This window comes from Pseudacidovorax intermedius, from assembly GCF_003350475.1.
GTDB classification, from domain to species: Bacteria; Pseudomonadota; Gammaproteobacteria; order Burkholderiales; family Burkholderiaceae_C; genus Xenophilus; species Xenophilus intermedius.
In genome coordinates, this window is sequence record NZ_QQAV01000005.1 from 49,634 (window position 1) to 75,144 (window position 25,511).

Annotated in this window: 23 protein-coding genes; 17 read left to right on the plus strand and 6 right to left on the minus strand. The window is 67.5% G+C overall.

Annotated features, from left to right (window positions below; all coding sequences use genetic code 11):
• Window positions 1-15: 15 nt before the first annotated feature.
• On the plus strand, window positions 16-1,020 hold the full coding sequence (locus DFR41_RS14145; protein WP_425326705.1) for a Bug family tripartite tricarboxylate transporter substrate binding protein: 1,005 nt from the start codon (window positions 16-18) through the stop codon (window positions 1,018-1,020).
• Window positions 1,021-1,038: 18 nt separating this feature from the next.
• On the opposite strand, the gene DFR41_RS14150 is transcribed toward DFR41_RS14145, so the two are convergent.
• Complete coding sequence (locus DFR41_RS14150) at window positions 1,039-2,070, minus strand: LacI family DNA-binding transcriptional regulator (protein WP_114803163.1); 1,032 nt, start codon at window positions 2,068-2,070, stop codon at window positions 1,039-1,041.
• A gap of 124 nt (window positions 2,071-2,194) precedes the next feature.
• Between DFR41_RS14150 and DFR41_RS14155 the strand changes: the two genes are divergently transcribed.
• The 9 genes from DFR41_RS14155 (at window position 2,195) to DFR41_RS14195 (ending at window position 10,793) form a co-directional block, all read left to right on the plus strand.
• Window positions 2,195-3,061 carry a dioxygenase family protein gene (locus DFR41_RS14155; protein ID WP_114803164.1) on the plus strand — a complete coding sequence of 289 codons (867 nt, stop codon included), beginning with the start codon at window positions 2,195-2,197 and terminating at the stop codon, window positions 3,059-3,061.
• A 43-nt stretch (window positions 3,062-3,104) separates the two neighbouring features.
• Window positions 3,105-3,869, plus strand: a complete 765-nt coding sequence (locus tag DFR41_RS14160) for an SDR family NAD(P)-dependent oxidoreductase (protein ID WP_114803165.1) — start codon at window positions 3,105-3,107, stop codon at window positions 3,867-3,869.
• On the plus strand, window positions 3,866-4,756 hold the full coding sequence (locus DFR41_RS14165) for a beta-keto acid cleavage family enzyme (RefSeq protein ID WP_114803166.1): 891 nt from the start codon (window positions 3,866-3,868) through the stop codon (window positions 4,754-4,756). Before DFR41_RS14160 ends, DFR41_RS14165 begins: the two co-directional genes overlap by 4 nt.
• Window positions 4,753-5,760, plus strand: coding sequence for a quinone oxidoreductase family protein (locus tag DFR41_RS14170; RefSeq protein ID WP_114803167.1), 1,008 nt, complete (start codon window positions 4,753-4,755; stop codon window positions 5,758-5,760). The genes DFR41_RS14165 and DFR41_RS14170 overlap by 4 nt, the downstream gene beginning before the upstream one ends.
• Window positions 5,761-5,784: 24 nt before the next feature.
• Window positions 5,785-6,147: a cupin domain-containing protein gene (locus DFR41_RS14175; protein WP_114803168.1), complete on the plus strand. Its 363-nt coding sequence runs from the start codon at window positions 5,785-5,787 to the stop codon at window positions 6,145-6,147.
• 138 nt (window positions 6,148-6,285) lie between these two features.
• Complete coding sequence (locus tag DFR41_RS14180; RefSeq protein WP_114803169.1) at window positions 6,286-7,281, plus strand: tripartite tricarboxylate transporter substrate binding protein; 996 nt, start codon at window positions 6,286-6,288, stop codon at window positions 7,279-7,281.
• An 18-nt stretch (window positions 7,282-7,299) separates the two neighbouring features.
• Window positions 7,300-9,354 (plus strand): amidohydrolase, encoded by a 2,055-nt coding sequence (locus DFR41_RS14185; RefSeq protein WP_114803170.1) that lies wholly within the window; start codon window positions 7,300-7,302, stop codon window positions 9,352-9,354.
• A 14-nt stretch (window positions 9,355-9,368) separates the two neighbouring features.
• The gene (gene denD, locus DFR41_RS14190) at window positions 9,369-10,349 is read left to right on the plus strand and encodes a D-erythronate dehydrogenase (protein WP_114803171.1); all 981 of its coding nucleotides are present in this window, start codon (window positions 9,369-9,371) and stop codon (window positions 10,347-10,349) included.
• 33 nt (window positions 10,350-10,382) lie between these two features.
• Window positions 10,383-10,793, plus strand: coding sequence for a PPC domain-containing DNA-binding protein (locus DFR41_RS14195; protein WP_114803172.1), 411 nt, complete (start codon window positions 10,383-10,385; stop codon window positions 10,791-10,793).
• Window positions 10,794-11,101: 308 nt separating this feature from the next.
• On the opposite strand, the gene DFR41_RS14200 is transcribed toward DFR41_RS14195, so the two are convergent.
• From DFR41_RS14200 to DFR41_RS14210, 3 genes are all read right to left on the minus strand, one after another.
• Complete coding sequence (locus DFR41_RS14200) at window positions 11,102-12,727, minus strand: carbamoyltransferase C-terminal domain-containing protein (protein ID WP_114803173.1); 1,626 nt, start codon at window positions 12,725-12,727, stop codon at window positions 11,102-11,104.
• A gap of 8 nt (window positions 12,728-12,735) precedes the next feature.
• Window positions 12,736-14,883 (minus strand): family 16 glycosylhydrolase, encoded by a 2,148-nt coding sequence (locus DFR41_RS14205; RefSeq protein ID WP_170159374.1) that lies wholly within the window; start codon window positions 14,881-14,883, stop codon window positions 12,736-12,738.
• A gap of 65 nt (window positions 14,884-14,948) precedes the next feature.
• The gene (locus DFR41_RS14210) at window positions 14,949-15,821 is read right to left on the minus strand and encodes a glycosyltransferase family 32 protein (protein WP_114803175.1); all 873 of its coding nucleotides are present in this window, start codon (window positions 15,819-15,821) and stop codon (window positions 14,949-14,951) included.
• Window positions 15,822-16,358: 537 nt separating this feature from the next.
• On the opposite strand from DFR41_RS14210, the gene DFR41_RS14215 reads away from it, so the two are divergent.
• The 5 genes from DFR41_RS14215 to DFR41_RS14235 all read left to right on the plus strand — a co-directional run bounded on the left by DFR41_RS14215 (window position 16,359) and on the right by DFR41_RS14235 (window position 22,440).
• Window positions 16,359-17,255 (plus strand): universal stress protein, encoded by an 897-nt coding sequence (locus tag DFR41_RS14215; protein ID WP_114803176.1) that lies wholly within the window; start codon window positions 16,359-16,361, stop codon window positions 17,253-17,255.
• A gap of 290 nt (window positions 17,256-17,545) precedes the next feature.
• Window positions 17,546-18,505, plus strand: coding sequence for a LysR family transcriptional regulator (locus DFR41_RS14220; RefSeq protein WP_114803177.1), 960 nt, complete (start codon window positions 17,546-17,548; stop codon window positions 18,503-18,505).
• Between the two features lie 112 nt (window positions 18,506-18,617).
• Window positions 18,618-20,066, plus strand: coding sequence for a sulfatase family protein (locus DFR41_RS14225; RefSeq protein ID WP_114803178.1), 1,449 nt, complete (start codon window positions 18,618-18,620; stop codon window positions 20,064-20,066).
• Window positions 20,063-21,409, plus strand: coding sequence for an FAD-binding oxidoreductase (locus tag DFR41_RS14230; protein WP_114803179.1), 1,347 nt, complete (start codon window positions 20,063-20,065; stop codon window positions 21,407-21,409). Before DFR41_RS14225 ends, DFR41_RS14230 begins: the two co-directional genes overlap by 4 nt.
• A gap of 50 nt (window positions 21,410-21,459) precedes the next feature.
• The gene (locus DFR41_RS14235; protein ID WP_114803180.1) at window positions 21,460-22,440 is read left to right on the plus strand and encodes a Bug family tripartite tricarboxylate transporter substrate binding protein; all 981 of its coding nucleotides are present in this window, start codon (window positions 21,460-21,462) and stop codon (window positions 22,438-22,440) included.
• Between the two features lie 36 nt (window positions 22,441-22,476).
• Here DFR41_RS14235 and DFR41_RS14240 read toward each other — a convergent pair whose 3' ends face one another.
• Complete coding sequence (locus DFR41_RS14240) at window positions 22,477-23,793, minus strand: M16 family metallopeptidase (protein ID WP_114803181.1); 1,317 nt, start codon at window positions 23,791-23,793, stop codon at window positions 22,477-22,479.
• A gap of 3 nt (window positions 23,794-23,796) precedes the next feature.
• Window positions 23,797-24,054, minus strand: coding sequence for a helix-turn-helix domain-containing protein (locus tag DFR41_RS14245; protein WP_114803182.1), 258 nt, complete (start codon window positions 24,052-24,054; stop codon window positions 23,797-23,799).
• Window positions 24,055-24,138: 84 nt separating this feature from the next.
• On the opposite strand from DFR41_RS14245, the gene DFR41_RS14250 reads away from it, so the two are divergent.
• Both DFR41_RS14250 and DFR41_RS14255 read left to right on the plus strand, forming a co-directional pair.
• A complete protein-coding gene (locus DFR41_RS14250) occupies window positions 24,139-24,570 on the plus strand; it encodes a MarR family winged helix-turn-helix transcriptional regulator (RefSeq protein WP_114803183.1) in 432 nt (143 codons plus the stop codon).
• Between the two features lie 89 nt (window positions 24,571-24,659).
• Window positions 24,660-25,508, plus strand: a complete 849-nt coding sequence (locus DFR41_RS14255; protein WP_114803184.1) for an alpha/beta hydrolase — start codon at window positions 24,660-24,662, stop codon at window positions 25,506-25,508.
• The last annotated feature ends 3 nt before the right edge of the window (window positions 25,509-25,511 follow it).

Genomic DNA, 25,511 nt, shown 5'->3' on the forward strand with positions numbered 1-25,511 from the left:
CCTTCCGTGAGCACGATCCCCACCCCTTCCTTCTCTCGCCGCCGCGCCCTGACAGGTCTGGCCACCGCGCTGGCGCTCTCGCCCTGGCCGGTGGTGCGGGCCGCGCCGGCGTCCTTTCCCCAGCCGGGACGCACCCTGCGCATCGTGCTGGGCCTGGCTGCCGGTGGCGCGTCGGACGCGCAGGCCCGCTTCGTCGCCAACCGGCTGCCCGATGTGCTGGGCATCCCGGTCATCGTCGAGAACCGGCCCGGCGCCAGCTTCATCCTCGCGACCGAGGAGGTGATCCGCGCCGCGCCCGACGGCTACACGCTGATGTACGCGCCCTCTTCGGTGGTGGCGCAGAACCCGCAGACGCTGGCGCAGGTGCGCTACGACCCCTTCAAGGACCTGACGCCCATCTCCCTGGGCGCGCGCGGCCCGCTGGTGCTGACGGCCCACAGCAGCCTGCCGGTGCACACTGTGCAGGAGCTGGTGGCCTATGTGCGGGCCCATCCGGGCACGGTGAGCTATGCCTCCTTCGGCGCCGGCACCTCGTCGCACATCTATGGCGAGGCCTTCTGCCGCCAGGCCGGGCTGGACGCCGTGCATGTGCCCTACAAGGGCGGTGCCGATGCGGCGCGCGACGTGCTCGCGGGCCGGGTGCAGTTCTATTTCGACGCAGCACCCAACGCCATCCAGAACAGCGCCACCGGCAAGGTGCGCATGCTGGCGGTGGCTGCGCCCAAGCGCAGTCCGCTGCTGCCCGATGTGCCCACCATGGGCGAGCAGGGCATCACCGGCGTCGACATGCCGAGCTGGCTGGGTTTTTACGGCCCGGCCGGCATGCCGCCCGCGGTGGTCGACACCTTGAGCGCTGCGCTCGCCAAGGTGCTGTCGCAGCCGGAGACGCGCGCCTTCTTCCGCCAGGGCGCCTACGAGGCCGAGGCCTCCAGCCCGCGCGAACTGGCGGCGCTCACGCGCTCCACCTACGACGCCTGGGGCGGGATCATTCGGCAGCTGGGGTTGGCGGTGCAGCGCTAACTCGGCAGAAGAAGCCGCTCAGGCCGCCGCAGGCGCCGCCGTCGACGCCCGCACCACCAGCTCGGGCCGCAGCACCACCGTGGAGGCCAGCAGCGCCTGGCCCTCGATGGCCTGGAACAGCATCTCCGCCGCCTGCCAGCCCAGCTCGCGGTGCGGCAGGCGGATGGTGGTGAGCGGCGGATCGACCATGTCCACCAGCGGCATGTCGTTGTGGCCGGTGATGGAGATGTCCCGCGGAATGCGCAGGCCCGCCGCCCGCAGCACGTCGTAGGCGCCCAGCGCCACCAGGTCGTTGCAGCAGACCACGGCTTCGGGCCGTTTGCCGCTGCTTTCCAGCAGCACGCGCATGGCTTGCTGGCCGGCCTCGCGGCTGTAGCTGTCGCATTCGACGATGCGCGGCGCGGGCAGGCGGTGGTCGCGCAGCGCCTGCTCCACGCCCTGGCGGCGGCCCACGCCGGTGGGCACGGTCTGCGGGCCGGCCAGGTGCGCGATGCGGCGATGGCCCAGGGCCACGAGGTGGTCGACGGCCAGCTTCATGGCCAGGCGGTCGTCGCTCACCGCGGCGGGCAGCCGTCCGCTCTCGTCGGCGCGGTTGACCATCACCGCATGCATGCCGCTGTCGCGCACGAAGTCGATCAGCGGGTCTTCGCGCAGCGCAATGGCCATCACCAGGCCGTCGATCTGCTGGGCCTTCATGCGCGCCAGGATGGGCTGCGCGAGCTGCGGGTCGCCCACGTTGGCCACGAAGACGAAGTAGCCGCGCGCTGCCGCCGCGGCCTCGATGCCCTGCAGGATGGGCGGGAACACCGGGTTGGTGATGTCGGGCAGCAGCACGCCGATGGTGTGGGTGCGCCCGGTGCGCAGCGCCGAGGCCGCGCGGTTGGGCTGGTAGCCCAGGCGGCGCGCCGTCTCTTCCACCAGCGCCAGCACCTCCTTGCTGATGCGCTGGCGCCGCGCCGGATCGAGGGCGCGCGAGACGGTCGACACATGCACGCCGCTGGCGGTGGCGACATCGCGGATGGTGACTTTGGGCGGCTTGGCGGCTTTCATTCGTGCAAACGTTTGCCGTACGGCGGTCGTGCTGTCAAGAGGATCAATGCTGCGATTGTGCCCTTTGCTTTGCGCCAGGTCAGAACCAATAATGTGCAAACGTTTGCACACGGAGCCCCCGGTCATGAACATCGTGACGACCCCCGACTCGGTCCTGCCCATCGCCCTGGACGCGATGGCCCGTACCCCCAACCCCCGGCTGCGCGAGGTGATCGCCTCGCTCACCCGCCACCTGCATGCCTTCGTGCAGGAGGTGAAGCTCAGCGAAGAGGAGTTCGAGCAGGCGCTGGACTTCATCGTCGCCATCGGCCAGGCCACCGGCGAGAAGAAGAACGAGGTGGTGCTGGCCGCCGACATCCTGGGCATCTCGACCCTGGTGGCGCTGCAGAACAACCAGGATCCGCAGGGCGAGTCGCCCTCTGCCCTGCTCGGCCCCTTCTGGCGCGCCAATGCGCCGGACTGCGCCTGCGGCGATTCCATCGCGCGCTCGGGCACGCCGGGCGTGCCGCTGTTCGTCTCGGGCGTGGTGCGTGACGGCCAGGGCCGACCGCTGGCCGATGCCATGGTGGACGTGTGGCAGGCCTCGCCCGTCGGCCTGTACGAGAACCAGGACCCGACGCAGGAGAACATGAACCTGCGCGGGCGCTTCCGCACCGATGCCGAGGGCCGCTACCACTTCCGCAGCGTGCGGCCCGCCGGCTACCCCGTGCCGGTGGACGGGCCCTGCGGCGTGCTGCTGAAGGCCCAGCGCCGCCACCCCAACCGGCCGGCGCACCTGCACTTCATGGTGAGCAAGCCCGGCTTCAAGGTGCTGGTCAGCCAGGTCTATGCCGACGACGACGAGAACCTCGAAAGCGACCCGACCTTCGGCGTCACGCGCCGGCTGATCGGCCGCTATGCGCTGCAGCCCGATGGGCAGAGCGCCACGCTGGCCTACGACTTCCAGCTGGAGCCGGGCGAGACCAAGTTCCCGCGTCCGCCGATTCCCTGACCCCTCTTCCTCTTTCAACCCTCTTCTTCATGACTGCAAGACCATGAGCTTCACCCCTGTTTCACGCCTGGACGGCAAGGTGGCCGTCATCACCGGCGGGCTGGGCGCCATCGGCTATGCCAGCGCGCAGCGCCTGGCCGCCCTGGGCGCCACCTGCGTGCTGCTGCACCGCAAGGCCGAGGACGCCGACGCCCGCGCCGCGGCCCTGCCCTCGGCCGAGGGCCAGCGCCACAGCGCGCTGCGCGCCGACATCGTCGACAGCGCCAGCCTGCAGGCCGCCGCCGCGCAGGTGAAGGCCGATCACGGCCGCTGCGACATCCTGGTCAACAGCGCCGGCCATACACGGCCGGTGCCGGCGGCCGACCTCGACGGCCTGACCGACGAACTGATCGACGAGCTGCTGCAGGCCAACTTCCGCGGCGTGTTCGCCACCATCCGCGCCTTCGTGCCGCTGCTCAAGGCCAGCGGCGACGGGCTGATCGTGAACGTCTCCTCCATCGCCGGCTTCACCGGCGTGGGCAGCAACTTGGCCTATGTGGCCGCCAAGGCCGGCCTGGACGTGGTGGGCGACGCGCTGGCCAAGGCGCTGGCGCCGGCCGTGCGCGTGGTGTCGGTCTCGCCCGGCGCGGTGGAGTCGGCCTTCGTGCCCGGCCGCGGCGAGGACTTCAAGGCCAAGATGGCCACCACCACGCCGCTGGGCCGCATCGGCCTGCCCGACGACGTGGCCGCCACCGTCGAGGCGCTGGCCACCACCCTGCGCTTCGTGACCGGCACGCGCATCGTGGTGGACGGAGGACGGCACCTGTGAACAAGACACTCATTACCTGTGCCGTGACGGGCAACCTGGTGAAGCCCGAGCAGACCCCGCATCTGCCCATCACCCCCACGCAGATCGCCGACGAATGCCTGGCCGCGGCCGAGGCGGGCGCGGGCCAGGTGCACATCCATGTGCGCGACCCCGGCACCGGCAAGCCGTCGATGGAGGTGGCGCTCTACCGCGAGGTGGTCGAGCGCATCCGCCGCCACGACCGCGAACTCGTCATCAACCTCACCACGGGCCCCGGCGGGCGCTTCGTGCCGAGCGAGGACGACCCCAAGGTCTACGCCCCCGGTACCTCGCTGCTGCCGCCCGAGCGACGCGTCGAGCACATCGCGCTGATCAAGCCCGACGTCTGCTCGCTGGACCTCAACACCATGAACAGCGGCCCCGACGTGGTGATCAACACGCCGAAGAACGTGCGCCGCATGGCCAAGGTGATCCGCGAGGCGGGCGTCAAGCCCGAGCTGGAGATCTTCGACTCCGGCGACATCAACCTGGCGCTGGACCTGATCGCCGACGGCACGCTCGACGGGCCCGGCATGTGGACCTTCGTGCTGGGCGTGAAGTACGGCTTCGCGCCCACGCCCGAGACGCTGCTCTACGCCCGCAACATGCTGCCGCGCGGCGCCTTCTGGAGCGCCTTCGGCATCGGCCGCATGGAGTTCCCCATCGTGGCCCAGGCCTGGCTCATGGGTGGCCATGTGCGCGTGGGCATGGAAGACAACATCTACCTGTCGCACGGTGTGCTGGCAGAAAGCAATGCCCAGCTGGTGGCCAAGGCACGCGACATCATCCGCAGTCTGGGCGGCCAGGTGGCCAGCGCCGCCGAGGCGCGCCAGATGCTCGGCCTGCCGGCCGCAGGAGCCGCACGATGAACGCCGTTTCGAACCCCAAAGTCAACGGCCCCGCGCGCGCCCTGCGCGTGGAGCAGAAGGCCGCCGACCTCGCGTCGCTGCAGCTCGCCATCGTCGACCAGCCGCCGCCCACGCCTGCCGCCGGCATGGCGGTGGTGCAGGTCGGTGCCGCCGCCGTCAACCCCAGCGACGTGAAGGCCACGCTGGGCCTGATGCCCAAGGCCGTGTGGCCGCGCACGCCGGGCCGCGACTTCGCCGGCACCGTGATCGCCGGACCCAGCGCCTGGATCGGCCGCGAGGTCTACGGCTCCGGCGGCGACGTGGGCATCACCCGAGACGGCTCGCATGCGCGCTACCTGCTGCTGCCCGAGGCGGCGCTGCGCGAGCGTCCGCGCAACATCTCGATGGACGAGGCCGGCGCCGTGGGCGTGCCCTTCGTGACGGCCTACGAGGGCTTCCGCCGCAGCGGCATGCCGCAGGCGGGCCAGGTGGTGCTGGTGCTGGGCGCCAACGGCAAGGTGGGCCAGGCGGCGGCGCAGCTTGCGGCGCAGGCCGGGGCGAAGGTGATCGCCGTGCAGCGCCGGCCCGGGCCTTTCGAGGGCTTTGCCTGTGCGCCGGTCGACGTCATCGACGCCAGCCAGGAAGACGTGGCCGCCCGCGTGCTCGAACTCACCGGCGGGCGCGGGGCCGACGTGGTCTACAACACCGTGGGCAGCGCCTACTTCGAGGCCGCCAACAAGTCCATGGCCAAGGGAGCGACACAGATCTTCATCGCCACCCACGACCGGGCGGTGCCCTTCGACATCTTTGCCTTCTACCGGGGCATGCACACCTATGTGGGCATCGACTCGCTGGCCATGGACTGCGTGGCCTCCACCGCGCAGCTGGACGCGATGCGCGAGGGCTTCGAGCGCGGCACGCTCAAGCCCTTCCCGGTGGCGCGCAGCTTCGGGCTGGACGAGGCGCTGCAGGCCTACCAGCAGGTGCTCTCGGGCAGCACCGACCGCGTGGTGCTGCGGCCCTGAGCGCGAGCAACGGAGACGACCGCCATGCACGTCACCCGCTTCGACCAGGCGCCCGCCTATGAGGCGCCCCGCCATTTCGACATGCGCTGCCTGCGCCTGCAGGGCAAGGAGGCCGGGCCTTCCGAGCAGATGTGGATGGGCATGAGCCAGATCCTGCCCGGTGGCCACACCGGCCTGGACGGCTCGCCCATGGAAAAGCTCTACCTCGTGCTCGAAGGCCGGCTCACGGTCATCGGCGAACTGGATGGGCAGACCGAGGAGCAGGAGCTCGGCCCCTACGACTCCTGCCGCTTCGCGCCGGGCGAGAAGCGGCAGCTGGTCAACCGCAGCAACCGGCCGGCGCTGGTGGCGCTGGTGATGCCGCACGAGCCGCCAGTGCCGAAGTGACCCATCGCCGTTCGCGCTGAGCCTGTCGAAGCGCGGTACCGGGCTTCGATAGGCTCGGCCCGAACGGTTCGAGGCCCAAGTTCAGCCCGAACGGCGGACGGCCCCATTCACCCACAGAAGACAAGACGGAGACAAGACATGACCTTCCCCTCGACTCGCGGCCTCGGCCGCCGCCTCTTAATCGCTGCCGCCATCACCGCCACTGCGCTCGCCAGCGCCCAGGCCCAGGCCCAGGGCGACTGGCCGCGCGGCCAGACCATCCGCCTCATCGTGCCCTTCACCGCCGGCAGCGGCACCGACATCGTGGCTCGACTGGTGGCCGAGCGCCTGGGGCCCGCGCTGGGCACCTCGGTGGTGGTCGAGAACAAGCCCGGCGCCGGCGGCACGCTGGGTGCCGTGCAGGTGGCGCGTGCCCCGGCCGACGGCTACACGCTGCTGGTGCATTCGGCCGGGCACCTGGTCAACCCGTCGATCTATCCCAACCTGAGCTACGACACGCTCAAGGACTTCGCCGGCATCACGCCCATGGCCAGCCTGCCCAATGTGCTGGTCACCTCGCCCGGCAAGTTCGCCGACGTGAAGGACCTGGTCGCGCAGGTGAAGGCCAAGCCGGGGGGCTTCAACTACGCCTCGGCCGGCAACGGCTCGGCCACGCACATGAATGCCGAGGTGTTCCGCCTGGCGGCGGGCATCCAGGCGCAGCATGTGCCCTTCCGCGGCACGCCCGAGGCCATGACCGAGGTGATGGGCGGGCGCGTGGACTGGTTCTTCGCGCCCATGGTGTCGGCGCTGCCGCTGATCAAGGACGGCAAGCTCAAGGCACTGGCCGTGGGCACGGGCAAGCGCTCGTCGGTGCAGCCCGACCTGCCCACCACGGTGGAGGCCGGCGTGCCCGGCTCGGAGTACCTGTTCTGGGTCGGCCTGTTCGCGCCGGCCAAGACGCCTCGGCCGGTGATCGACCGCCTGCAGACCGAGGTCGCGAAGATCATGGCCGCGCCCGACCTCAAGGACCGCCTCGACAAGCTGGGCGCCGAGCCCTTCACCATGCCCTCGGCCCAGTTCGACGCCTTCCTGGCGGACGAGACGGCCAAGAGCGCGCGCATTGTCAAGGCCTCCGGCATCAAGGTCGACTGAACCCGGAGCCGCCTCGCCATGAAGCGCTTCAGCCTGGGCGGCCCTGCTGCCGCCGCTACGACGAATCCGGACACGCCGCGCTACCGCCACTGGTGCGACCCCGCCTGTGTCCACGAGGCCGAACCCGAGCCCCCGCGCCGACAGTTCCTGCGCAGCTCGCTGGGCCTGGCCACGGCCGGCGGCATCGCGGGTCTGGGCCTGGGCGGTGCGCTGGCCGGCTGTGCCAGCACCGCGCCCGCTGGCCCGGCCGACCTGGTGCTGCTCAACGCCCGCATCGCCACCGTGGACGCCAAGCGCCCCCGCGCCCAGGCGCTGGCCATCGTGGGCGAGCAGTTCGCCGCCGTGGGCAGCGATGCCGACATGCAGCGCTGGATCGGCCCGCGCACCCGCGTCATCGACGCGCAGGGCCGCACGGTGGTGCCGGGGCTCATCGACTCGCATGCGCACTTCATCCGCGGCGGGCTCACCTACACGCAGGAGTTGCGCTGGGACGGCGTGCCCTCGCTGGCCGATGCGCTGGTCATGCTGCGCGACCAGGCGCGGCGCACGCAGCCGCCGCACTGGGTGCAGGTGGTGGGTGGCTTCTCGCCCTACCAGTTCCGCGAGAAGCGGCTGCCCACGCTGCAGGAGATCAACGCCGCGACCGGCGACGTGCCCTGCTTCGTCATGAACCTGTACGACCGCGCCTTTCTGAACCGCGCGGCCCTGCGGGTGCTGGGCTTCGACCGCAACACGCCCAACCCCATCGGCAGCGTGCTGGAGAAGGACGCCGCCGGCAACCCGACCGGCCTGGTGGTCAACACCACCAGCCTGGGCGGGCTGGTGGCGCTGTTCGCGCGTGTGCCCAAGCTGTCCGACGGCGACCAGGCGCTGTCGACCCAGCTCTACATGCGCGAGATGAACCGCCTGGGCCTGACCAGCGTGGTCGACGCTGGCGGCGGCGGCCAGAACTACCCCGAGCACTACAGCGGCATCGCCCAACTCGCGGCCGAGCGCAGGATGACGCTGCGCATCTCGTACAACCTGTTCGCGCAGCGCCCGGGCCAGGAGCTGGCCGATTACCAGGCCTGGTCGCAGCGCGTCGCGCCCGGCCAGGGCGACGACTGGCTGCGCATGGTGGGCGCCGGTGAATACATCCTGTGGGCCGCCACCGACCCGGCCAACTTCGGCAAGAGCGTGACGCCCGCGCCGGCCATCATGGAAAGCAAGCTCACCGAGGTGGCGACCTACCTGGTGGGCAAGGGCTGGCCCATCCGCATGCATGCCAGTTACGACAGCACCGCCACGCGCATCCTCGACGTGCTGGAGAAGGTCAACCGCGAGGTGCCGATGAAGAACGTGCGCTGGGCGCTGGACCACTGCGAGACGCTGTCGCCACGCTCCATGGAGCGCGTGGCCGCCATGGGCGGACGCATCGCCATCCAGAACCGCATGTCGCTGGACGGCGAAGTCTTCGCGCAGACCTGGGGCCGCGAGGCCGCGGCGGACGCGCCCGCCATCGGCCGCATGCGGGCGATGGGCCTGCCCGTGGCCTGCGGCACCGATTCGAGCCGCGCCACCAGCTACAACCCGTGGGTCTCGCTGCACTGGCTGGTGACCGGCAAGACGATGGGCGACACACGCCTGAATGCCGACCGCAACCTGGTCAGCCGCGACGAGGCGCTGCGCATGTGGACGCTGGAGGGCGCGGCCCTCACCGGCGACGAGCCCCGCAAGGGCAGCATCCAGCCCGGCAAGCTGGCCGACTTCGCCTTGCTGTCGGACGACTACTTTGCCGTGCCCGAGGACGACATCCGCGACATCACCGCCGTGCTGACGGTGGTGGGCGGCACGGTGGTGCATGGCAGCGGCAGCTTCGCCGCGCAGGCACCGGCCGTGGTCAAGCCCATGCCCGACTGGCTGCCGGTGAACGTGTACGGCGGCTACCAGCAGCGGCGCAAGAGCGGCATGGCGCAGGCGCCCGGTGGGGCGGCGATGCATGGCGCCGGCTGCTGCGCCGGGCCCGCGTCGGCGCCGATCATCGTGGGCGACCGGGGGAACTGGCGCATGAGCTGCGGCTGCGCGGTGATCTAGCCGATAGTGGCGGGATGAACATCCTCATCACCGGCGGCGCCGGCTTCCTCGGCACCCTGCTGGCGCGCCGCCTGCTGCAGCGCGGCACCCTGTGCGGCCAGCCCATCGACACGCTCACCCTGACCGACCTGCATCCGGTCGCCGATCCGGGCCTGCTGGCGGATCCGCGGGTCAGGCGCGATGCAGGCGATCTGCTGCAGCGGCTGGACAGCCTGATGGCGGGCGATCATGACGCCGTCTTCCACCTCGCCTCGGCCGTCTCCGGCGAATGCGAGGCCGACTTCGCGCTGGGCCTGCGCAGCAACCTGGAAGCCACGCGGCGCCTGCTGGAGGCCCTGCGCGCTCAGCAGGCGCGCACCGGCCAGGCGCCGCTGTTCTTCTTTGCCAGCTCGGTCGCCGTCTATGGCGGCGACGAGGCCGTGCCGCTGCCGCCCGTGGTGCGCGACGACACCCTGCCCACGCCCCAGTCCAGCTACGGCATCCAGAAATTCATCTGCGAACAGCTGGTGGCCGACTACACCCGCAAGGGCTACATCGATGGCCGCGCCGCGCGACTGATGACCGTGTCGGTGCGGCCGGGCCGGCCCAATGGGGCGGCCTCGGGCTTCCTCTCGGGCATCGTGCGCGAGCCGCTGGCCGGCATCGATGCCATCTGCCCGGTGGACCCCTCCACCGCGGTCGCCCTGTCCTCGCCCGACACCACCATCGCCGGCATCCTGCGCGTGGCCGAGGCCAGCCGCGCCGAGTTCGGCGGGCGCACCGCGTTGAACCTGCCCGCCCTCAGCGTGACCGTGGCGGAGATGCTGCAGGCGCTGGAACGCAGCGCCGGCCAAGCGGTGGCCGCCCGCGTCACCGTCCAGCCCGACGCGGCCATCGCGCGCATCGTGGGTGGCTGGCCCTCGCGGTTCGAGAGCGAGCGTGCCCGGCGGCTGGGGCTGCCGGCGGATGCGAGCTTCGACGCCGTCATTACGCAGTTCCGGGCGCTGGCGCGCTGAGCGCCGCCTGCCCATTCCGGGCACGATGGCGCCATGAGCTTCACTCCCCTGCGCCTGCCGCCCGGCGCCGACCTGCGGCGCACGCTGGAACAGCATGCTTTCGACCATGCCGATGGCCCGGCCCTCTTCGTCGTCGCCGGCATCGGCAGCCTGGACGGCGCCGTGCTGCGCCTGGCCGCCGCCAATCAGGAAACCCGCTGGACCGGGCCCTTCGAAATCCTCAGCCTGTCGGGCTCGCTGTCACCCCAGGGCGCCCATCTGCACATGAGCGTGGCCGACGCGCAGGGGCGCGTGTGGGGCGGGCATGTGGGGTATGGGAATGCGGTGAGGACGACGGTGGAGTTGGTGGTGGCGGAGATGGCGGGGTGGCGGTTGGGGCGGGAGGTGGATGCGGGGACCGGGTATTTGGAGTTGACGATCAGAGCGGAGAACGTTGTTCAATAGCGCGTAAGCCGACGAAAAATTTCAGACTGGGTGCGGTACTTCGAACTGCTGAAAAATTAGGATCCGTCCATACGAGGTTGCGGACAGCGTTGCGTCTAGGCAAGGTATGCAAAACCACTGAAACCAAACTCGAAAGCTTCGCAAGTCTTGTTAGAGCGAAGTTTCGGGAATCAGGGTTTCGCAGAGCATCCCTAGCGGTACATGAAAACCTCCCAGCCCCTATTGCCCCGCGCTCCTGCACGCCCTGAGTTTCTAGCGACAAGCTTTCGCAACTCCAGCCGGCCTCAGGTAATCAGCGTCGGTAATGATCAAAATCTCTTAACCACGGGTTGCTTGCCATCATGCAGGTATTGTTGGTACTTTTTCGATGATTTCGACATGTAGATGCGCCCCTCGACCACGAACCCGTCCAGTTGATGCGCCAAGGTGTAGGCCGAAAGATCGGACGTTGTGTTGATAAAGCCCTTGGTCTTGAAATTCAGCGATGTATTGCACAGCACCCCATAGCCGGTGAGCGTTTTAAACGCTGAGAGCAACTCAAACAACGCACGATTGCTCAGCGCAGATACCGTTTGAATCCGCGCGGTCATGTTCACGTGGGTCACCGCAGCCAGCGCGTCTGTGCAAGCGCGATGGGTGTACAGCATGTATGGGCTTGGGTGGTCACACCCAAACCATTTTGCTGCATCCTCCTCCAAACACACGGGAGCAATTGGGCGGAACTGCTCTCGCTGCTTAATGACGTTTAGCCGCTCTCGCGTGCTGGCTTCAAATGGAGCAGCCAAGATGGATCGGTTGCCAAGGGCGCGGGGTCCGATTTCGTACCGCCCGTTCGCCCATCCCAAAATTAAGCCAGCAGCCAACATCATAGCGACGCTTAAAAAGCTTGGCTCCAACTCATCGAAGTGAGCGGGATCGACCGCCTCGTCCAACACAAAATCAAGCCCCGAATAGACATTCCACGCGAGCTTGGGATTCCCGGTGAAATGGAGCTGCGCGTCGACGGCGGTGCCAATCGCTGAACCCGAATCATTAGCGACAGGAGGAACAAAAACGTCGCTAAAGAACCCTGTCTGCGTCCACTTCGTGTTCCAGTCGCAGTTGAGTCCGCACCCCCCAGCGATCAACAGCGGCATGCCCCGTCTCAGCCTCTCGGTAGCAAACCGATAAAACCGCTCGAATAGGCGGTCACTAAAGATTCCGGCGAAGTCTCTGAATTGCGGATCGTCCAGACCCACGTTGTAGTGGCGAAGCTCCTTTAAGACTTCACACTGCTGGGGCTTCAGGTGTTGGCAATCTTGCAAGAGGAAATTCGTGATTTTTTCCTCCTCGTGCGTGGCTTGACTTCTTCTGGAGAAGGAAGCTAGAGCCATCAGTTTTCCGGCGTCGGAAAGTCGAGAGAATTCGGCCGTGCTTTTGTCGAAGGTCGGGTCTGCCAGTGCATAGAGCATGGCGTAGCGATGGCCGGGCTCAGGCATCACATCACCAATCTTTGTGATATTAAAATTTGCATCGATCTCGTAAAACGCCCCGATGACGCCTTCCCAAAGCAGCGCGTAGCACGGCGCTCCCTTTGGCAGCTCAGACATTGCGAACGCGCACAGAAGGTGGGAGCGTTCGTGCGATGACGAAAAGAAGTGCACGCTCTTTCCCAACAACTGCCGCTGAGTCACAACCACTTGGTCATGGTGACTGCCGCGGTAGCCGGCCACAACGTCCTGCTCTCGTGACGAGTCACCCGGCCACCAGCCCCCTTTGCATAGCACGTCGGGAACGCCCTGGAGTTCGGACAGGACGTCAAAGACGTCCGGGACGGACAGCGGTGAATGCCTGTACTTTGAGCCCTTCTCGGCCTCGATGGAAAACACTAAACGGCCGTTCTCGACATATGCAAATGCTCCGTCGTGGCCAGGGTTATAGGAAAGTATTTTCATGCAGGGCCTCAGTTTGCCTCTGAAATGGTCAGGATGGGGCCGAGCGCAACGCGAGTGTCGTGCGAGGATGGGTCGTGCTGCTTCGCGCGAATCGACTGCACATGGGTGATGGCGGGAAGCCAACGGGTACGAAGTCGCCCCGCGAGTTCAGTGGATCGTGTCGGCCAGGTGTTGACATGTAGCTTCATGGGCAAATGGGGAATTGGGGTGGGATTCCAAAGCACACGTCGATGGACAAGCCGGTCATCCACCCACCACTGGATCTCGCGCGGGGTCCATTCGATGGCATAGCGATGCATTCCGCTCGATGCATCGAAACCAAGATCAATATGGCTTGGGGCACCGCGGTAGCCGTAGTCGAAAGGAGCACCTTCTCCTCCCGGGTTGTAGAACACGTTGACAAGGAGACGGCTTGGCATGTTGCCGGCAATCTCGATGTCGATCTCCTGATGCGGGGAGTTGCGGTGAAGAAAAAATCCAGTAATCACCCCTGGTACGTTGGAAGTCTGGAAGGTTGACTCGAATCTCCCGTAAAGGTAGTTGGCGCTGCTACTGAGTGCGCCTGCGCTGTACTGTCGTACCCCCAACTCTTCCCGTCGCACGGACAATATCGCGCCGTTTACACCGTCGAATTCGACGTTGAGTGGACGGAACAACGCCAGATTGCCAGTGAAGGTGTCGGACCTTGCAAACCATCGCGGCGTGTTCAGACGCTGCAAGCCATCCTCGACATCAACCCATTGGCCTTCGCTCGGATGGCTGGTTGATGCGAGTTGAATGCCTGACCAGCAGCGGTTCTCAGATTCAATGACCCACGGCGACCGATCTCGCTGAGGGTTTGTGCGTTGGCGAGCAAGCTCAGGCTGGACGTGTGCATCGAGGATGGACCGTTGCCCCAAGTCCTTCAGCTTTGGGAACGAACACGAAGGAGGTGCGCACTTTAGGTATTCGCAAAGCGTCCGCCAAGCGTCGGGGTCCTCTGAATCAAGCACGACAACATCTGCGCCGTTAAGGCCGGATGGAGTATTCCAAGCAGCTTGGAGTGCGGCTTGCGCTTGAGGAACTGTCAAGACGAACTTTGCTTGTGGATAAGCACGTCGCAGGTCCCCGACTGCTGATTCCAGACATCCGATATTGACGTACGCGTTAAAAATGCGTTGATCACTGCCTTGGGAAAGCCTCGACATCTCCAGCAGTGGCAGTTCCTGCAGATCGCTGCAGCATCGGTATCCAAGCATTGAAAGCGCCATCGCCAAGGACGTCTGGCCTGAGTTCGGCGGACCAAACGCAAAGATAGGCACCTGAGTCGGACGAATGTTGAATAGGGCTGCGCCCTCGCTGTTGATCGCCCCAATCTTAGAGAGGCTGGGCAGGATCGAGTATGAATTTGTGGAGGTCGCGTCTGTTCTTTGGCGGACAAGTGAGCGCCTGGTGGCTCGTACGTTCAGAACGTTAAACTGGTGATTGATCCAGAGATCGACTGGGCCGCGGCAAGGTAGTAGAGCAAGAAGTTTTTCTGCGCCTTTTCGGGAAAGGATGTAGCCTGACAAAAACCACAGCCCACGCACCGGCCGGAACACATTGCTCGATATAAACGTCTTCGGCGCGCCGTGCGTCGCTTCCATAAACGAAACGTAGAGGATATCAAATCCTTCGTGCTTTTCGCTTTCGCTCGCGACGTCTTTCCAAGCCTGGTCCAGGTGACGGGAAAAATTGGGATGAAACCATACGTCATCCTCAAGGATGAGAGCATGCCTCTGGGTACCCTGTGCAACTCGCCTCCAAACCTCAATGTGTGACCTGGCTACCGCCACTTCCGCCCTGCTCATTCGGATCGGTGCTTTGAGCTCGTAGTGAGTCGGAAGTGTCCGAGGTTGAGGTTCAACAAAAAGTTGATCTGCCAAGGTGTAGTAGGGATCGATTTCAGCGTCTTTGGAAGGATCCTTAGAGAACCCTTTTGCATCAACAGCGGCATGCCGTTCCGCGAGGCTGAGAAGATCGTTCCCGTGTCTATCCCGTATGCGTTGAAGCTCCTGCTTGATGCGCGTCCAACGCGTTGGCTGGCGTTCGAGGTTGATGACGTAGATCTTTTCAATGCTCTGCCCGTGTGACGCGCGATGAGTGCCAAAGGCACGCGAGGTCTGAATCGGAAGCATTTTGCGAAGGCCATGTCCCAGACGAAACGCCAGGCGAAGTGCGGCCATTGGGGCACGTGCCGGATTCACAGCGTGTCCGGAAGAGATGCACGGTACGCCTGCTGATTGGAGAGTCTCCAGTTCCGCGAGTCGTTTCTGTAGCTGAGGGGCCACTGGCTGGTGGATGTCAGTTCCCAATCGTGCACAACCATCAGCGCGTCAGGCGAGCATCCTTCGTTCAGAACTTCGAACACCGAGCGAGTGAGATTTCCAGGACCGGTAGTCGCTTGGACCTCGGGCAACCCACTCGCGAGGTTCGCCTCAAGAGATTGAGTCGCGTTGAGCAATGCTCTTTCAACGATGGGGTGATTGGGCGACGCGATCAGGGGCGTCGTGTTGAAGTAGAAGATCCAACCCGGCTGGTTGGCGCCTGGTTCAGTGAATAGGGGAGGTTCAACCATCCGAGACGTTGAAATGTCGTAGCAGAATGGCTGGAGCTTCAGCCGCCCGTCCGCGAAAAATTGCTCGATAGGTGTGCCGTGGTACACGTCGTCGGCATCGATGTAGAAGCCTCCTTCCACGAGCACGTACGAGTATCGAAAGTAGTCCGACATCATCGAAGGGTGGTAGCACTTGTCGAAAGCGCTCTCATGGCGCGCCCCCAAGCGGTTTCGGATGAACGTTCTCGCTGCGCCCTCGTCAAACACCTCTATTTCGAATCCGATCTGTTCGAGTTGCTTCCATGAGTCCATGCAGGCTTTGACGTCTTCGGGCAATCGGTCCAGGTTGTTCCAGAACTGGACAATTCGCCTGGGGATCGGGGTGGACCACGCCGTTAAGGCCAGTGTTGAGTCATGACGTCGCTGCACCATATCCCGCACGAAGTTGGATCGCGCGCGTTCGGCAGACCCGAGTGGATCGACTTGAGCGGTGTCGTTGGAGACGTTTACTTTGAGCATCTTTGCGTTAGCCCTTTGGATTATGAAAATTTTCGATATTGCAGCATAGGTTTAGGGAAGGTTTGCAAAACTCGACTTGCTGTGCACGCCATTGCTTGCACTGGACGAGGTACTTCTTCCGCTTTTTTGCGCAGCACGAGATCCGCGCGGCCGTCGGTCTGGACCGTCGGCTACCGCTGCAAAGCAGCCGGCGAAGACGGAAATAGTGGTCGCCGACTCCTGTATCCCGCCCGAGTACTAGGCACGGTCTTCGACCGCTTCTTTCGTGTGCCAGGCGGCAACACGGACGGCAGCGGGCTGGGCCTGGCGATTGCGCAGGCCGCCGCCTCTCGCTGCGGCATGACGCTCAGCCTGCGGAATCGCGAAGACCGCAGCGGCCTGGTGGCGCGGCTTGAGCAGTAAGCGACTGCTGGCGCCATGCTCGGCGAGCTCAAGAGCCGCCGCGCCGGCGTACCTGCCCAGCCGGGTATTTGACAGAGCGCAAATCGCATTCCTGAAGGACGCGCACGATAGCGACATCCCTTCTTCGTCGATGGGATGCGTCCGTTCCGCCTTGTGCGCCGACGCGGCGAGACGCTCGTGCCGTCGGCGCATGCGAGAGGCGCAACCATGTCGACCCTAGCCCGATCCATCCTCGTCCACCTCGACAGCTCGCCGCACGGCGCCGCGCGGCTGAGACTCGCGGCGGAGCTCGCGCAGGCCTTCGATGCGCACTGCCATGCGCTCCCGTGCATCCTCAGCGCGTACGAGCGCTACCCCTATGCCATGGATTTCACCGGTGCGGCGCTGTCGTCGCTCCAGACCCTGGATCGGGAGGCGCTCGACCGGGCGCGGACGACCTTCGACATCGTGGCCGCCGACTCGGACCGCATCAGCTGGCTGTCGCCGCGCGGCAGCACGCCCTGGGCCTTCGCGCAGTGCGCGCTGTTCCACGACCTGGTGGTGCTGGGTCAGCGCGATCCGTCCGATCCGCAGGTGGACGAGGTTTCCGCCGGCTTTGCCAGCGCCGTGATGATCGCGAGCGGCAAGCCCACGCTGATGGTGCCGTGGGCGGGCCGCTTCGACATCCTGGGCCGGCGCGTGCTGGTGGCCTGGCGGCCGACGCGGGAGTGCGCCAGGGCCGTCTCAGCGGCCATCCCTTGGATGCGGCTTGCGCGGGGCGTCGACCTGGTGTCGTATTCGGACGCGGCCCTGCAGGAACTGGCGCCGTTGAAGGAGTACCTGCAACAGCACGGCATCGACGCCGTTGTGCATGACGGCGGGCGCGAGCACGGCGACGCGCCCGAGCGCCTGCTGTCGCTCGCCGCCGATCTGGGCTCCGGGCTGCTGGTCATGGGTTGCTGGGGCCACAGTCGCGTCCACGAATGGGCGACGGGCGGGATGACACGCAGCGTGCTGGCGTCGATGACCCTGCCGGTGTTGATGGTGCACTGACCGGCGGCTTGCACCGGGCGCTGGCGCCGCGCGGCCCGCCCTATCCGCCTGGCAGTGCACGTCTCGCGCGACCACAAGCACAAGATCCACAGCCTGTTGGTCAAGGAGCTCGGCACAGAGGTGAACCTGCCCAACCTGGAGCGGGAGGGGCTCTACATCACCGAGCCGGGCCGTTCGCATACTCATGGGCCTACCGGCTCGCGGGTTCGGCCCGGCCGATTGAGGCGGCGGCCGGGGGCCGGAGGGATGCCCGGATGGCGCCGAGCACGTCGCGCCCGGATACTGCCGCCATGAGACTCACCCTGCGCCAGCTGCGCTATTTCGTCGCCATCGCGCAAGGCCGCAGCTTCTCGCGGGCGGCGGCACAGCTGGCCATCGCCCAGCCGGCACTGAGCCAGAACATCGCCACGCTCGAAGCGCTGATGGGCGCCCGGCTGTTCGAGCGGCATGCCCGGGGCGTGGACCTGTCGCCGGCGGGCGAGCGCTTGCTGGTCGAGGCCATGGACCTGCTGGCGCGGCTGGACACCCTGCCGGCCCAGGTCGCGGGCACCGAGGCACGCATCCAGGGCGTGGTGCGCCTGGCGATGGCCGGCTCGCTGGCGGCCGTGGTCGTGGCGCCACTGCTGCGGCAGGTGCAGGAGCGCCATCCCGGCGTGTCATTGGACGTGAGCGAGGGCCTGTCGTCCGAAGTCCGCATGCGACTCGAATCAGGGCGCGTGCACCTGGCGGTAATGCCGGGCGCGTCGGAGCTTCAGGGCATCGCTTCCATGCCGCTCTACGAGGAGCGATTCATGCTCTACGGCGCCGTCGGGGCGATGCAGGCACTGCCGGCCACGCCCTCTTTCGCGCGGGTGGCAGGCCTGCCGCTGGCCGAGCCCGACGGCGCGCATGACCTGCGAAAGATCATCGAGCGCGCCGCCACGCAGCAGGGTCTGCGACTGGATGTGCGCTACGAGCTGAACAGCCCGCCGATGCTGATGGCGGTGGTCCGCGAGGGCCTGGCTTTCGCCATCATGCCGCCCAGTGCCTGCGTGGATGCGGTGGCGTTGGGTGATGTGGCGGGCCGTGCGATTCGCGGCGGTGACCTCGCACGGGTGCAGGCCGTGGCCTGGCCCGAAAGTCCCGTTCCGGGTCCGGCAGAGATCGCGGTCCGCGACCTCGTCGTCCAGGTGGTGCATGGCCTTATCGCGCAGGGGCGGCTGCCGGGCCGGCGTCTGCGGCCGTCTTCGACGACCAGCACCGCGCCATAAGAAAAAACGAAGGCTGCTGCGTCGCAGACGGTATTGGACGCCGCTGCCGCCAGGTTGCAAAGTGCCGACATCGTGCCCTTCCAGCGGCATGCATTCCACGGAGACAACCGCCATGAGCCGACGCAACCTTGTCGTCATCATGTCCGACGAGCACGACCCGCGCATCATGGGCTGCTCCGGGCATCCTTTCGTCCAGACGCCCCATCTCGACGCCCTGGCGGCGCGGGGTCAGCATTTCACTAACGCGTACACGCCCAGCCCCATCTGCGTGCCGGCGCGGGCGGCCTTCGCCACCGGTCTGCGCGTGCACCAGCTGCGCCTTTGGGACAACGCCATGCCTTACACGGGTCGTCAGCGCGGCTGGGGGCATGTGCTGCAGGACCATGGCGTGCGCGTCGAGAGCATCGGCAAGCTGCACTACCGGAGCGAGGAAGACCCGGCCGGCTTCGATGCCGAGCACCTGCCCATGCACGTGGTGGGCGGCCACGGCATGGTGTGGGCCTCGATCCGCAATCCCTACCGCCCGCGCCCCGATGGTCCGCGCATGCTGGGCGAGCGCATCGGCCCGGGCGAGTCCTCTTACACGCAGTACGACCGCTCGGTGACGGCGCGCACAGTGGAGTGGCTGCGCGACGCAGGCAGCCGACCCGAAGAGCCCTTCGTGCTGTACGTGGGCCTGGTCGCGCCGCACTTTCCGCTGGTCGTGCCGCAGGCCTTCTACGATCTCTATCCGCTGGACGGGCTCGGGGAGCCCAAGCTGCACCCCGGGACGGGCTATGCGCGGCATCCATGGGTGCAGGAATACTGCGACTTCATGGGCTCGGAAGAGAAGTTCAAGGACGCCGACGAGCGCCGCCGCGCCTTCGCGGCCTACTATGGCCTCGTCTCCTGGCTCGACCACAACGTGGGGCAGATCCTCGGCGCGCTCGACGACAGCGGCCTGGGCGCCAACACCCAGGTCGTCTACACATCGGACCATGGCGACAACCTGGGCGCCCGAGGTGTCTGGGGCAAGAGCACGCTCTATGAGGAGAGCGTGAAGGTGCCCATGCTGCTGGCGGGCCCCGACGTGGAGCCGGGCGTGTGCCGCACGCCGGTCGACCTGCTCGACTTGTTCCCGACCATCCTGGAGTCGGCCGGCATCGACCCGGCGCCGGAGATGGGCGAGCGGCCCGGCCGCTCGCTCTTCGACATCGCCCGTTCGCCCGAGGAGCCTGAACGGCCGGTGCTCTCGGAATACCACGCCGCCGGCAGCAACTCGGCGGGCTTCATGCTGCGTCGGGGCCGCTGGAAGTACCACCACTACGTTGGCTTCGCGCCCGAGCTCTTCGACCTGGCCACCGACCCCGAGGAACTGCATGACCTGGCCGGCGATTCGGCGCATGCCGGCACACTGGCGGACATGCGCGCCGCGCTGGGCCGGATCTGCGACCCCGACGCGGTGGATGCCCTGGCCAAGGCCGATCAGGCGGCCTTGATCGAGGGCTACGGTGGCATCGAAAAGGCGCACACGCTGGGCTCGTCGACATCGACCCCCGTGCCCGCAGGTGCGACGTCATGAGCAGCACTGTGCTTGAGGTCGACATCGACCCGCGCTTCCTGGCCGACTGGAGCGGCCTGCAAGGCGGCCGTCCGCGCGAGGTGCTGCGACCGGTGTCCACGGCCGAGGTGTCCGCCATCCTGCGGCGCTGCCATGCCGAGGGCCAGCGCGTGACCATCCAGGGCGGCATGACCGGCGTGGCCGGCGGCGCGGTGCCCGACGCCGGCGATGTGGTGATCAACCTGGAGCGCATGAACCGCATCGAATCGCTCGATGACATCGAAGGCTTGATGCAGGTGCAGGCAGGCGCCACGCTGCAGAGCGTGCAGGAGGCGGCTGCCGCCGCGGGCTGGCAGTTCGCGGTCGATCTTGGCGCGCGCGGCAGTTGCCAGGTGGGCGGCAATGCCGCGACCAACGCCGGTGGCATCCGGGTGCTGCGCTACGGGACCATGCGCGACCAGGTCCTGGGCGTGGAGGCCGTGCTGGCGGACGGCACCGTCGTCGAGTCGCTGGGGCGGCTCATCAAGAACAGCACGGGGCTGGAGGCGCGCCAGCTCTTCGTCGGCACCGAGGGCACGCTGGGCGTCATCACGCGGCTGACGCTGAGGCTGCATCCACCGATGGGCGAACCGCAGGCGGCGTGGGTGTCGGCCTCGCGCTTCGAGCATCTGCCCGCGTTGCTGCGCCGGTTGCGGCAGAGGCTGGGTGCATCGCTGTGCGCATTCGAGTTCATGTCGGGCGACTTCGTCGCGCTGGCCTCGCAGCTCAGCGGCACGACGCCGCCGCTGGCCGATGCGCCATGGCACGTGCTGGTGGAGGTGGCCGGCGAAGCGCATGCGAGCCCGAGCCATCTGGCGGAAGCCCTGCAGGCCGGTCTGGCCGATGCCGTGGAGGCCGGTGAGATCGACGACGCCGCCCTAGCAGCGTCGCTGGCCCAGCGCGAGGCTTTCTGGCGGTTGCGTGAAGCCATCCCCGAAGTGCTCACGCATCTGAAGCCCGCCGGCGCCTACGACGTGGGACTGCCTTGGCGCGAGACCGGTCCGTATGTGCAGCAGGTGGATGCGGCGCTGCGCGCCGCCTTGCCAGAGGCCCGTCACCTGTTCCTGGGCCACCTGGGCGACAACAACCTGCACCTCATCTGCGGCCCGCTCGACGACGCCACCCAACATGCCGTGTGCGACCGCATCGTCTACGAGGGTCTGCGCGGGCGCAGCGGCACGGTGAGCGCCGAGCATGGCGTGGGCCGGCTCAAGAAGGAGGTCCTCGCCATCACCCGAGGGGGGAGCGAGTTGGCGCTGGCCCGGCGCATCAAGGCGGCGCTGGACCCGACTGGCATCCTGAACGTGGGGCGCGTCATGGACTGAGATCCGCGCGCCCCCGATTTCGAAGACGACAAGAAGCACGGAGACAAGCGATGAAAAGACGAGACATCCTGACGGCACTGGGCGCCGCACCGGCCGCCCTGACGCTGCCCCGCCTGGCAAGCGCGCAGGCCTGGCCCAACCAGCCGATCCGCATGGTCGTGCCGTATGCGGCCGGCGGCGGCATCGACGCCGTGGCGCGCCTCATCGCCAAGGCGATGGGCGAGGACCTGGGCCAAAGCCTGGTGGTGGACAACCGGGGCGGCGCGGGCGGCATGCTGGGCGCCGAGATCGTGGCCCGCGCCGCGCCGGACGGCTACACCGTGCTGTTCGCCGGCAACCCGGAGCTCACCATCACGCCCTGGTTGCAGAAGGCGAGCTACCAGCCGCTGGTCGACTTCAAGCCGGTGGAACTGGTGTCGCAGTCGCCGAGTGTGATCGCCTGTCTGCCGACCCTGGGTGCGGCCACACTGCGCGACGCCCTGGCCGCGGCGAAGAAGCGGCCGGGTGGCATCACCATCGGCACGCCAGGCAATGGCTCGCCGATGCACGTGGCAGTGGAACTGCTGCGCGCGCAGAGCGGGCTGGACATCGTGCATGTGCCCTACAAGGGCGCAGGCCCGGCCACCGTGGCGCTGCTGGGCGGCGAGATCGCCTTCGCCCTGGTGGGTGCGCCACCGCTGCTGCCGCACATCAACGCCGGCAAGATCCAGGCGCTTGCCGTGACGCAGCCGCAGCGCTCGCCGCTGCTGGCGCAGGTGCCCACGATCGGCGAAGCCATGGGCTTCATGAAGGATGTCGATTTCGTGGCCTGGTACGGGCTGCTGGTACCGGCCAAGGCCCCGGCAGAGGTGGTGGACCGCCTCCAGAAGTCTGCGGCATCCGCACTGGCTCAGCCTGCAGTGCGTGAGCGACTGCAAGCGCTGGGCACGGATCCGGTTGCCATGCCGGCTGTACCTTTTGCAGAGCGCATGAAGACCGAGTCGGCGCAGTACCAGCAGATCATTCAGCGCTTCCAGATCAAGGCGAACTGAGCGCGTGCGTGCAAAGGGGCGGTGCCGAAGAGTCTGCTAGCCGGCGAGCCGCGTTGCCAACCCCTTGGCCTGTCGCGCCGTGGCGCCCTTGCCCGTGATCGCCACGGCCGGCGCATGCGCGAGCATGCCCTCGAACACGGCGCGCACTTCATGGGCACCGATGTCCTCGATCAGTGCCAGCGCCTCGTCCATGGGCATCACCGTGCCGGTGGCCAGCAGCTCTTCCACCGCCTGCTCCATCGTCCCGTAAGTGCGTTCGGCGGTGCGCACGCGCGACACGGTCAGCTGGTTGCGAGCGCGCTCCAGGTGCACGGGGTCGATGGCCGCCGCATGCGCGCGCAGCAGATCGCCAGTGGCCGCGACCAGCGCGTCCAGCTTGTCCGGCGTGGTCACGGCACTGACCACGAAGTTGGCCCAGATGTCGCCCTTGTCGATGCTGGCGTCCACGGTGTAGGCGAGGCCCAGTTTCTCGCGGATGGTGTCCGACAGGGGCGACGACATGCCGCTGCCCAGCAGGTTGGCGGCCAGCTGGGCCGTGAGGCGCCAGCGTGTCTGCGCCACGGCCTGCGGGTCCGAGGGCGCGATGGGATAGGCGATGTTCACGAACACCTGAGACACCTGGGTGAAGCGCCGCGCCAGCGCCTGGCCGACGTAGGCGGCAGGCACAGGCGCCTGGGTCGCTGGTGCAGCAGGTGACGCCGGCATGGCCCCGAAGAGTTCTTCCGCCAGCGCCATCCAGCCTTCGACGTCGAAGTGGCCGGCCGCCGCCACGATGGTCTTGTCGGCCACGTAGTGCGCCTGCACATGGCGCACGAGATCGTCGCGGCGGAAGCCTTCGATGTTCTCCAGCGTGCCGATCACCGGCATGCCCATCGACGCATCGCCCCAGATGGCGCGGTCGAGCAGGTCGTCGGCGCTGTCCTGCGGGTCCTCGTCGTACTCGATGGCCTCCTGCCGGATCACCTCCAGCTCGCGCTGCAGTTCGTCTTCGGGAAAGGTGCTGTTGAGCACGATGTCCGCCGTCATGCTCAGCAGGTGGTTGGCATGCCGGCCCAGGCCGGTCATGAAGTAGGCGGTGCTGTCCTTGCCGGTGAAGGCGTTGACGTCGGCGCCCAGGCGCTCGGCGTCGAGGTTGATGGCCTGCACCGAGCGCGTGGCCGTGCCCTTGAAGGCCATGTGCTCCAGCACATGGCTGATGCCGTTGGTGGCCGGCGTCTCGTCGCGCGAGCCAACGCGCAGGAAGACGCCGACGCTGGCGCTCTGCACCTGCGGCATGGGCACGGCGAGCAGGCGCACGCCGTTGGGCAAGGTGCGAAGGACGGTGGCCGCGGGCGAGCCGGAGATCGACGCCATCGTTCAGCGGTCCTGCGGTGGCTGCGGCTGCACGCCGATGCCGTACAGCGCCAGCAGGCCGACCATGTGGCCGACGGAGACGCCCGGCTCGCCGGATTCGATGCGGCCGATGGTCTGCACGTGCACGCCCAGGCGCGCAGCCGCGGCGGCCTGGCCTTCGCCGGCGGCCAGCCGGGCCGCCTTGGCCGCGGCGCCGAGGGTCTGGATGGTGTGGAGGGCGTCGTCGCCGATGTCGGTGGAAATGCGCTTGCCTTGGGCCATCGGGGCATTCTCGCCGGCCCTCTGGGTCCGAGATGTTCCGGGGCGGCTGGCCCCGGGTCGGGTGCTTAAACTGATCGCGGCCCCATGACGCACAGAACCTTCGACCTCCAAGCCCACCTGCCCTACCTGCTGCGGCGCGCCCACTTCGCGGCCGACGCCATCTTCAGCCAGGTCTATGGCACGGACTTCACGTCCCGGCAGCTGGCGCTGCTGGTGGCGATCGCCCAGCGGCCCGGCATCTCGCAGATCCAGGCGGCCCAGGAGATCGGCCTCGATGCCAACACCTGCAGCGACCTGGTCATGCGCGCCATCGGCAAGGACCTGCTTCGGCGCGAAAAGTCGCCAATCGATGCCCGGCAGTTCTGCCTCTATCTCACACCCGCAGGTGAAGATGTGCTGGACCATGGCCTGGCTCTTGCCCGCGAATACCAGGCCGAGGTGTCGCGCCGGTTGAGCGAGGCCGAGCGCGAGCAACTGGCCGCCCTGCTGCGCAAGATGCTCGATTTCGGCGGCTGAGCGCCTCAAGCCACGCTGCAGACGCGACTTGCCGGCCTCTTCGTCCGTCCATATGATACGAATACGTACTAAATAGAGAAGGCGCCGACATGCCGGATGCTTCGTGGTGGGATGCCCAGTACCAGGCCCTGGCCGGCGTGGACCCCAAGGCGCTGTTCGGCGCCTGGGCCCAGCGCTCCGAGCAGGCCCGCGAGGTCCTGGGCGGTCGGCTCGATGTGCCCTATGGTCCGACGCCGGCGGAGACGCTCGATGTGTTCATGCCCGCGCCCGGCACCCCGGTGCGGGACGTGCTGGTGTTCTTCCACGGCGGCTTCTGGCGCGGCTCCGACAAGGCGCTGCACCGCTTCATCGCGCCGGCGTTCACGGCGGCCGGCGCCGCGGTCGTGCTGCCCAACTACGCGCTGTGCCCGGCCGTGACCATCGGCACCATCCTTGAGCAGGCCGCGGCGGCCCTGCGCTGGGTCGAGGCGCAGGCGGCGGCATGGGGCAACCCAGGGCCGGTGCGCATCACCGTGGCCGGCCATTCGGCGGGCGGTCACCTGGCGGCCATGCTCGGCGTGCAGCAGGCGGCCAGGGTGTTCAGCCTGTCGGGCCTGCACGACCTGCAGCCGCTGATGCAGGTGCCCTTCCTGCATGACGATCTGCGGCTGTCGACGGAGACGGCGCGGGCCTGGAGCCCCGCTTTGCACCGGCCCGCCGCAGGGACGGTGGTCCATGCCATGGTCGGCGGCGCGGAAAGCGCGGAGTTCCATCGCCAGACGCAATTGCTGCGCGAGGCCTGGGGCGAGCCGGCGGTGCCTGTCGTGGGCATCTGCCCGGACGCGGGCCACTTCGCCGTGGTCGAGGCCCTGGCCGATCCGGACCACGAGGTCCACCGGGCGTGCCGCGTTCTCATGGCCCGCGCCTTGGCATCCGTCCCTGCTTCTTCGAACCCCTGACAC